The 9,109-nt window shown below is 66.3% G+C and carries 4 protein-coding genes and 1 pseudogene; 2 read left to right on the top strand and 3 right to left on the bottom strand.

Going from position 1 to position 9,109, the window contains the following annotated elements; all coding sequences use genetic code 11:
* Both Q0627_RS21195 and Q0627_RS21190 read right to left on the bottom strand, forming a co-directional pair.
* Positions 1 to 815: pseudogene (locus Q0627_RS21195) on the bottom strand (proteasome ATPase); the annotation flags it as partial.
* A gap of 176 nt (positions 816 to 991) precedes the next feature.
* Positions 992 to 1,822 carry a tRNA (adenine-N1)-methyltransferase gene (locus tag Q0627_RS21190; protein WP_291017255.1) on the bottom strand — a complete coding sequence of 277 codons (831 nt, stop codon included), beginning with the start codon at positions 1,820 to 1,822 and terminating at the stop codon, positions 992 to 994.
* Between the two features lie 138 nt (positions 1,823 to 1,960).
* On the opposite strand from Q0627_RS21190, the gene Q0627_RS21185 reads away from it, so the two are divergent.
* Positions 1,961 to 2,791 (top strand): RecB family exonuclease, encoded by an 831-nt coding sequence (locus Q0627_RS21185; RefSeq protein ID WP_291017277.1) that lies wholly within the window; start codon positions 1,961 to 1,963, stop codon positions 2,789 to 2,791.
* 30 nt (positions 2,792 to 2,821) lie between these two features.
* Here the strand turns inward: Q0627_RS21185 and Q0627_RS21180 are convergent, their stop codons facing one another.
* Positions 2,822 to 3,256: a hypothetical protein gene (locus tag Q0627_RS21180; protein ID WP_291017274.1), complete on the bottom strand. Its 435-nt coding sequence runs from the start codon at positions 3,254 to 3,256 to the stop codon at positions 2,822 to 2,824.
* A 243-nt stretch (positions 3,257 to 3,499) separates the two neighbouring features.
* Here Q0627_RS21180 and Q0627_RS21175 point away from each other — a divergent pair, with 243 nt between their 5' ends.
* The gene (locus tag Q0627_RS21175) at positions 3,500 to 8,983 is read left to right on the top strand and encodes a carboxyl transferase domain-containing protein (RefSeq protein WP_291015611.1); all 5,484 of its coding nucleotides are present in this window, start codon (positions 3,500 to 3,502) and stop codon (positions 8,981 to 8,983) included.
* The last annotated feature ends 126 nt before the right edge of the window (positions 8,984 to 9,109 follow it).

Here is a 9,109-nt window from a genome sequence, read left to right as displayed (position 1 = left end):
CCGTACAGCAGCACACCCTTGGGCGGGCGCAACGCGTACTCGCGGAACAGGTCCTTGTGCAGGAACGGCAGCTCGACGGCGTCGCGGATCTGCTCGATCTGCCGACCGAGACCGCCGATGTCCTCATAGCCGACGTCGGGTACTTCTTCGAGGACCAGGTCCTCGACCTCGGCCTTGGGTACCCGCTCGAACGCGAAGCCGGCCTTGGTGTCCACCAGCAACGAGTCACCGGGGCGAAGCTTGCGGCCCGGGCCGTCGATGTCGCCCTCCATCGAGCCGATCAGCGGCTCGGCCAGCCACACGACCCGCTCCTCGTCGGCGTGACCGACGACGAGTGCGCGTTTGCCGTCGGCGAGGACCTCGCGCAGGGTGCTGATCTCCCCCACCGAGTCGAACTCGCACGCCTCGACGATGGTCAGCGCCTCGTTGAGGCGTAGCGTCTGCCCCTTGTGGAGGGTGTCGACGTCGATGTTCGGTGAGCACGACAGCCGCATCTTGCGGCCCGAGGTGAACACGTCGACGGTGGCGTCGGGGTACACCTCAAGCAGCACACCGTAACCGCTGGGCGGCTGGCCGAGCCGGTCGACCTCCTCGCGCAAGGCGATGAGCTGCTGCCGTGCTTCCTTGAGCGTTTCGAGAAGTTTGGCGTTGCGCACCGTCAGCGAGTCCACCCGCTGCTGGAGCTCACGATCGCGATTGGCATCCGCACCCAACGCCGCTGTCGGCGAATAGGCCGGGACGAACGAATCCCCGGCGTTCGGCGTCCGGGACTCATTTGCCCGGCCGGAATTGTCTTGACGGTCAGATTCGGTCATTGCTGACTCCTCTCCCCGGAAGCACACTCGAGTGATGCACCGTGACTCCACGCTACCGGTGCACGGCGCCGAATGCTTCGCACGGCGCACCTTACGGCCGGTCGCGGCGTTAAATGTGTGTCGCGCCCATGTGTGCGTGATGTTTCCGCGATGAACCCACCGAACCGGTGCGCACGTCAGCCCTTGGTCGGTCTGCGCTGTGGCCGCAAGGTGGTCGTCCCGTCGGCCAGGCGCCGCGCGGTGATCAGAAATGCGGTGTGACCTTGCATTCTGTGTTCGGGACGCACAGCCAGACCCACGGCGCTCCACTCGCGCACCATCGACTCCCAGGCGCGTGGTTCGGTCCAGCACTCCTGATCGCGCAGCGCCTCCATCACCCGCGACAACTGAGTGACGGTCGCGACATATATCACCAGGACTCCCCCTGGTTTCAATGTCCGGCGCACCACGTCGAGCGGTTCCCACGGCGCCAGCATGTCCAGAATGATGCGGTCGTACTGGTCGGCAGGATCGTGGTTGGCCAGATCGTCGACGACGAGCCGCCAATTGTCGGGGGCGCCGCCGAAGAACGTCTCGACGTTGCGCTGGGCGTGTTCGGCGTGATCCTCACGCACCTCGTACGAGCGGACCTCACCGTGCGAACCCACGGCCCGCAGCAGCGAACAAGTCAGTGCACCCGATCCGGCACCGGCCTCCAGGACTCGCGCACCGGGAAAGATGTCACCCTCGGTGACGATCTGGGCGGAGTCTTTCGGATAGATCACCTGCGCGCCACGCGGCATCGAGAGCACATAGTCGACGAGCAGCGGACGCAACGCCAGGTATTGCGTGCCGCTGGTCGCCGACACGATGGATCCCTCGGGGGCTCCGATCAGGTCGTCGTGGCTGATCGCGCCGCGATGGGTGTGGAACTGTTTGCCTTCCTCGAGGACCACGGTGAACTTGCGGCCCTTGGCATCGGTGAGCTGAACGCGATCGCCGATGACGAACGGGCCGGTTGTGGGCATGGTGAGGTGTTTCCTTCCTGTTCCCCGTCAGGCGGTCGGCGGCGGGGTGTGGGTGTCCGGACGAGATTGTCACAGGAGTCGCCTAACCTGCCAATTGTGGGTATCACCGTCGAACAGACCACGCCGCGGCACCGCGCAATGCCGGCGGAGAGCGACCGCCGGGGAATCGTCGGCCGGCCGCTGGCTCTGTCGCCGTCGCGGGCGGCCGACTTCAAACAGTGCCCGCTGCTCTACCGGTACCGGACCATCGACAGGTTTCCCGAGACACCGACACCCGCGCAGACCAGGGGCACGGTGGTGCATGCGGCGCTGGAGAACCTGTTCGACATGCCGGCCGAGCTACGCACCCGGGAATCGGCGGATCTGCTGGTGGAGGGTGCGTGGGCGGCGTTGTGCGAGGGTGATCCGTCCCTGCACGAGGTGGTCGCCCCGGAGGCGGCCGACGAGTTCATCGCCTCAGCACAGAAGTTGATCGCCACCTACTATTCGATGGAGAATCCCACCGCCTTCGAGGCAGCCTCGTGCGAGGAGTATCTGGAGGTGTCGTCGGTCGACCTGCCGTTGCGTGGGTTCATCGACCGCATCGATATCGCCCCGACCGGTGAGGTCCGGGTGGTCGACTACAAGACCGGCCGCGCACCGGGCGAATCCGGCGAGGCGCGGGCGTTGTTCCAGATGAAGTTCTACGCGCTGGCGTTGTGGCGCGACCGCGGGGTTGTCCCGGACCGGTTGCAGCTGATGTATCTCGCCGACGGCCAGCAACTGACCTACACTCCCGAGGCTGCCGAACTCGAGCGGTTCGAACGCACACTGACGGCCATCTGGTCGGCAATCCGTATCGCGGTCGCCACGGGAGATTTCCAGCCGCAACGGTCGTGGCTCTGCAAGTTCTGCGAGCACAAGTCCCGCTGCCCCGCGTTCGGCGGCACTGTGCCCGACTACCCCGGTCCCCCGCCCGGATTCGGCTGATAAGTCTGCGCGCAGGCGACGCGTACCCGGTCAGCCCCAGCTCTTTGCCTGTTCGACAATGAATCCGGCCAGGATCAGGGCGCTGCCGCCCACCTCGCCGACGATCAGCGCGATCATGAAGCCCATCACCGGCGGGTGCAGCGGCTTCAGCTGGTTCTCGGTGTCCTGTTTCCAACCGTGCAGGCAGTACGACCCGATCGCGGCGACGAAGAAGAACACCACCACACTCAGTGCACCCACATTGAGCCAGGTAGGCCAGGCGCTGAACTGGACGAAGGCCGCCAGCAGACCGGTCGCGAAGGCGTACAGGAGCGCCGCCCGGTGGGCGATGTCGACGTAGACGTGAGCCTGCCCCTGCGGACTGCGGGCGATCTGCTGGAACTTCCAGATGCCGAGCAGCAATGCCCAGAGGAAGATCAGCCCGGCGAGGATCAGGGCGACTTGCGCGGATACGGTCAGCGTCACCGATTCACCGTAGTCCCCCGGACCATCGGCAACCCCGGGCGACCATGCAGATGCCGTCCGATGTCGCGTTCTGTCGGTCGCCGGGTGATAGGCGAACGTCAGATACGCCACTCTCGGCCGGTCCTACTTGGTAGTAGCGCGGATCACCCACACAATGGGGTACTCGGAGGATCACATCCCGCGCGCCATGTCGGTGCCCGGGAGGTCCCCGCCTGACGACTTGGTGAATGGAGCGAGTAGACGATGTTCAGCAGAATCGCCATCGTGAACCGTGGCGAGGCAGCCATGCGACTGATACACGCCGTGCGCGACCTCGCGGCCGAGACCGGCGAGACGATCGAAACGATCGCGCTCTACACCGACGTCGACCGCAACGCCACGTTCGTGCGCGAAGCCGACATCACCTACGACCTCGGCCCGGCATCGGCTCGGCCGTACATCGATCTCAAGGCCCTGGAGAAGGCCCTCGTCGCCACTCGCGCCGAAGCCGCTTGGGTCGGTTGGGGTTTCGTCGCCGAAGACCCGGCCTTCGCCGAACTGTGCGCACAGATCGGGGTCACCTTCATCGGTCCGAGCCCGGATGCGATGCGCAAACTCGGCGACAAGATCGGCGGCAAGCAGATCGCCGAATCTGTGGGCGTACCGGTCGCTCCGTGGAGCGGTGGCGCCGTCGACACCCTCGAAGACGCCATCGCCGCGGCAGCCACCATCGGCTACCCGATGATGCTGAAGGCCACCGCGGGTGGTGGTGGGCGCGGTATCCGCGTCATCACCGAGGAAAGCGACCTGGTCGAGGCATACGAGCGCACTCGTCAGGAAGCCGCACGCTCGTTCGGCAGCAGCGTCGTGTTCCTCGAACGGATGGTGTCCGGCGGACGCCACGTCGAAGTGCAGGTGATCGCCGACGGCCAGGGCACCGCCTGGGCACTCGGTGTGCGCGACTGTTCCATTCAGCGGCGCAACCAGAAGGTGATCGAGGAATCCGCGTCGGTCGTGTTGCGGCCCGAGCAGGTCACCCAGCTCAAGGAATCGGCCGAACGGCTCGCCGTCGCCGTCGGTTACTCCGGTGCCGCCACCGTCGAATTCCTGTATCACCCCGGTGACGAACTGTTCGCTTTCCTGGAGGTCAATACCCGTCTGCAAGTGGAACATTCGGTAACCGAACTCACTACCGGCATCGACCTGGTGCGTGCTCAGATCCAGGTGGCCGCAGGCAATAGACTCGAAGGCACCCCGCCTGCCGAACGTGGTCACGCGGTCGAAGCACGCCTGAACGCCGAAGATCCCGATCGTGATTTTGCGCCCGCACCCGGCCGGATCGCGATGCTCGACCTGCCTGCGGGTCCGGGTGTCCGTGTAGACACCGGCGTCAGCGAGGGCGACACCATCCCTGCCGACTTCGACTCGATGATCGCCAAGATCATCGCCTACGGCTCCGACCGCGAGCAGGCGCTGGGTCGGCTGCGCCGCGCGATGACAGAGACCCGCGTCATCATCGAAGGTGGTGCCACCAATAAGGGATTCGTGCTCGACCTGCTCGATCAGCCCGAAGTCATCGATGGCTCCGCCGACACCGGCTGGATCGACCGGGTCCGTGGCGAAGGTCGGCTGGTCTCACATCGGCACATCGGAGTCGCGCTCGCGCTGGCCGCCATCGACATCTACGAAGAGGACGAGCACGCCGAACAGCATCGTCTGCTCACCACCGCAGCCGGTGGCCGTCCGCAGGTGCAGCATCACAGTGGCCGTCCGCTCGACCTCAAGCTGCGCGGCGCCACCTATCGGGTGCGGGCCGCCCGGGTGGGTGCCAACAGGTTCCGCATCGGAATCGACGCGGGCACCGAGACGCAGACCGCCGATATCGATCTGCACCGGTTCGACAGGCATTCGGGGCAGATCGTCGTCAACGGTATGCGCCACCGCGTCACCACAGGCACCCATGGTCCCGTTCATCTGATAGAGGTCGACGGCGTCACCCATCGGGTCAGCCGCGATGAGGGCGGTGTACTCCGCTCCCCGGCCCCTGCCCTGGTGGTGGCCACCCCGCTGGAGGTGGGTGCCGAAGTCGAGGCAGGCGACCCCGTTCTGGTGCTTGAAAGCATGAAGATGGAGACGGTGCTGCGGGCACCGTTCCGTGCCCGGCTCACCGACTGTGTGGTCACGGTCGGATCGCAGGTCGAATCCGGAGCCCCGCTACTGCGTCTGGAAGAGCTCGCCGACGGAGACGACGAGGACGCCGACGCGGCGGCGGGTGCGGCCTCCGCGCAGGCCGACCTGGACTTGCCGGAGGTGCTCGATGGGCGCGGCGCCGACGAACAGCTGATCCGTCACCAGGAGCATCTGCGCAGCCTGCTGCTCGGCTACGACATGGGCCCGCACGGCGGCAAGATCATCGATGAGTACGTCGCCGCCCGTACCGCCGCCGCCGCGGACGGGCACCGGCAGATCGCCGCCGAACTTGAGCTCATCGAGGTGTTCACCGATCTGGCCGACCTGACCAACAACGGTCCGTCGGACCGCTATCGGCAGTCCACCGAGGACGATGACGGCCTGGGCCATGTGCACAGCGCCCGCGAATACTTCCACACGTATCTGCGCAGTCTCGACGTCGAACGCGCAGGTCTGCCCGAATCCTTCCGTACGACGCTGACCAGCGCATTGCGGCACTATGGGGTGACCGAACTCGACCGCACTCCCGAGTTGGAGTCGAGCGTGTACCGGATCTTCCTGGCCCAGCAGCGGTCGGAGACCGGCGTGATCATCTCCCTGCTGCGGGAATGGTTGCGCGAACCCGTGCCGGACAGCGCCATCGCCGGTCAGGTCACCGTCGCCCTCGAACGTCTCGTCGGGGTCACCCAGGTGCGTTTCCCCCGCATCGCCGACGTCGCCCGTAGCGTCGCATACGCCTGGTTCGCGCTGCCGGTACTGCGCCGCGATCGAGCCCGCGTGTACACCGATGTCCGCAAATCATTGCGCTATCTCGACCAGCATCCCGATGCCGCGGATCGCGCCGAACGGATCGCGCAGATGGTGCCCAGCACACAGCCGCTGGTGCGGTTGCTGGCCCAGCGCCTGGCCCGCGGCAACTACGACAACTCCGTGATGCTGGAGGTACTGACCCGCCGCTACTACGGCAACAAGGGTCTCAACGATCTGCGAGTCCGGGACATCGCCGGATGCCACTTCGTCGTCGCCGACCGGCACAACGTGACCGTCGCCTCGGTCGCCGTCAACTACGGCGCGCTCGACGCCGCAACCCGTGGCCTGATCGAACTGGCCTCAGCGAGTTCGGTGCCCGTCGTCGCCGACATCTACCTGAGCTGGGAACGTCAACCCGCGTCCTTCGACGAGATGGTGGCGGCGCTGCACGAGATCGTGTCCGCGCGCCCGATTCCCGAACAGCTGCAACGCATCACGGCGACGGTCGCCGGGGTCGGCAGCACTGTCATGCACCACCATTTCACCTTCCGGCCGTCGCTGTCGGGGCTCACCGAGGACCGGCTGATCCGGGGCCTGCACCCACATATCGCACAGCGCATGCAGATGGAGCGGTTGCACAAGTTCGATCTGACACGCCTGCGGTCCACCGACGACGAGGAGATCTACCTGTTCCGCGCGGTCGCCAAGGAGAACCCGTCGGACGATCGACTGATCGCGTTCGCACAGGTCCGCGACCTCACCCCGTTCCGCGACGAGCCCAACAACCTTCTCGTCTACCCGACGGCGGAGCGCACCATCGCCACCTGTCTGGATTCGATCCGCCGGGCCCACGCGCGGCGTCCTGCGGCCACCCGGTACAGCACCAACCGTCTGGCCCTGTACGTGTGGCCGCCGATCACCACGACCAGCGACGAACTGCAGGCCATCGCCGACCGGGTGCTGCCCACGACCGTGGGCGCCGGTCTGGAGGAGATCCTGATCATCGGCCGCCGCCCCGACGAGGAGTCGGGTGAACTGGTCAAGACTGCCATCCATCTGAGCTTCGACGCGGCCGGTAACGCCGTCGTCGACTACGACACCCCGATCGGTGAACCGGTCGAACCCATCGACGCCTACCGGCAGAAGGTGCTGCGTGCCGCGGCCCGCGGCAACGTGTACCCCTACGAGCTGGTCGATCTGCTGGGCGATTTCACCGAACACGACCTGTCCGACGACGGCACCCTGGTTCCGGTGGACCGGTCCCGGGGCCTGAACAAGGCCGCGATCGTCGCCGGCCTGGTGACCACCGCCACCGAGAAGTATCCGCAGGGCATCACGCGTGTGGTGCTGCTCGGTGACCCGACGAAGGCTCTCGGCGCGTTGTCCGAGCAAGAATGCCGCCGGGTGATCGCGGCGCTGGAACTGGCCGAGCAGCGGGACATCCCGCTGGAATGGTACGCATTGTCCGCAGGCGCCCGGGTGTCGATGGAGTCCGGTACCGAGAACATGGACTGGGTGGCGGCGGCCCTGAAGAAGATCGTCGAATTCACCCAGGACGGCCGCGAGATCAACATTGTCGTCGCCGGCATCAACGTCGGCGCGCAGCCGTACTGGAACGCCGAGGCGACGATGCTGATGCACACCAAGGGCATCCTGGTGATGACTCCGGAGTCGGCGATGGTGCTCACCGGCAAGCAGGCGCTCGACTTCTCCGGTGGTGTGTCGGCCGAGGACAACTTCGGTATCGGCGGCTACGACCGGGTGATGGGACCCAACGGCCAGGCGCAGTACTGGGCGCCGAATCTTACTGCGGCACGCGACATCCTGATGTCGCACTACGACCACACCTATGTGGTGCCCGGGGAGAGCGCACCGCGCTCAGCGGTCACCGCCGACCCGGTCGACCGTGACGTCAGTGGGTTCCCGCACGTGCTGGCCGGCAGCGACTTCGCCACTGTCGGTGACATCTTCTCCGCTACCGCCAACCCGGATCGCAAGAAGCCGTTCGACATCCGCACGGTAATGCGTGCGGTCGCCGACCAGGATCATCCGGTGCTCGAACGCTGGGCGAACATGGCCGACGCGGAAACGTCCGTGGTCACCGACGCACACCTGGCAGGAAATCCGGTGTGCCTCATCGGTATCGAGTCAAAGGCCGTGCCGCGCACCGGTTTCCCGCCGTCGGACGGCCCGGATACCTACACCGCGGGCACCCTGTTCCCCAATTCGTCGAAGAAGACGGCCCGGGCGATCAACGCGGCCAGCGGCAACCGTCCGCTGGTCGTACTGGCCAACCTGTCGGGCTTCGACGGTTCACCGGAATCGATGCGTAAGCTACAGCTGGAGTACGGCGCCGAAATCGGCAGGGCCATCGTCAATTTCGACGGACCGATCGCCTTCTGCGTGATCTCTCGCTACCACGGCGGCGCGTTCGTGGTGTTCTCCAAGACACTCAACCCGCGAATGACGGTGCTCGCGGTCGACGGATCGTTCGCGTCGGTGCTCGGCGGTGCGCCCGCCGCGGCAGCGGTGTTCGGCGGTGAGGTGTCGCACCGGACGGCTGCCGATCCCCGGGTGCAAGAGCTGCGCACCCGCACCGAGCGCGCCGAGGGAGCCGAACGCACCCTGCTGGAAACGGATCTGGAGGACGTGCGCACCTCGGTGCGGGCGGAGAAGCTCGGTGAGGTGGCCGCCGAGTTCGACAAGATCCACAGCATCCGCCGCGCCGTCGAGGTCGGTTCGGTCGACGCGGTGATCCCCGCCGCCGAACTGCGCCCCCGCATCATCGCCGCTCTCGGCGACGCCTGAGGTGATGACTGCCGGTTGAGGTGCGCGCTTGCGAGCCTCGAAACCCCGGTGAGACGACATTGTCATCTTGCGTGGTTTCGAGGCTCGGTCGCCGGCCGACCTCACACCACAACCTGCGATGGGGAG

Source organism: uncultured Gordonia sp. (assembly GCF_937858515.1).
Taxonomy (GTDB): domain Bacteria; phylum Actinomycetota; class Actinomycetes; order Mycobacteriales; family Mycobacteriaceae; genus Gordonia.
The sequence above is the reverse complement of the archived record's forward strand: the minus strand, read 5'-3'. Positions and strand labels throughout refer to the sequence as shown.

What these genes read in the sequence shown, in the direction of transcription:
- Q0627_RS21185 (WP_291017277.1), top strand. Translation starts at nt 1,961, where the DNA reads ATGCCGGCGGAGAGCGACCGCCGGGGAATCGTCGGCCGGCCGCTGGCT.
- Q0627_RS21175 (WP_291015611.1), top strand. Translation starts at nt 3,500, where the DNA reads ATGTTCAGCAGAATCGCCATCGTGAACCGTGGCGAGGCAGCCATGCGA.
- Q0627_RS21190 (WP_291017255.1), bottom strand. Translation starts at nt 1,822, where the DNA reads ATGCCCACAACCGGCCCGTTCGTCATCGGCGATCGCGTTCAGCTCACC.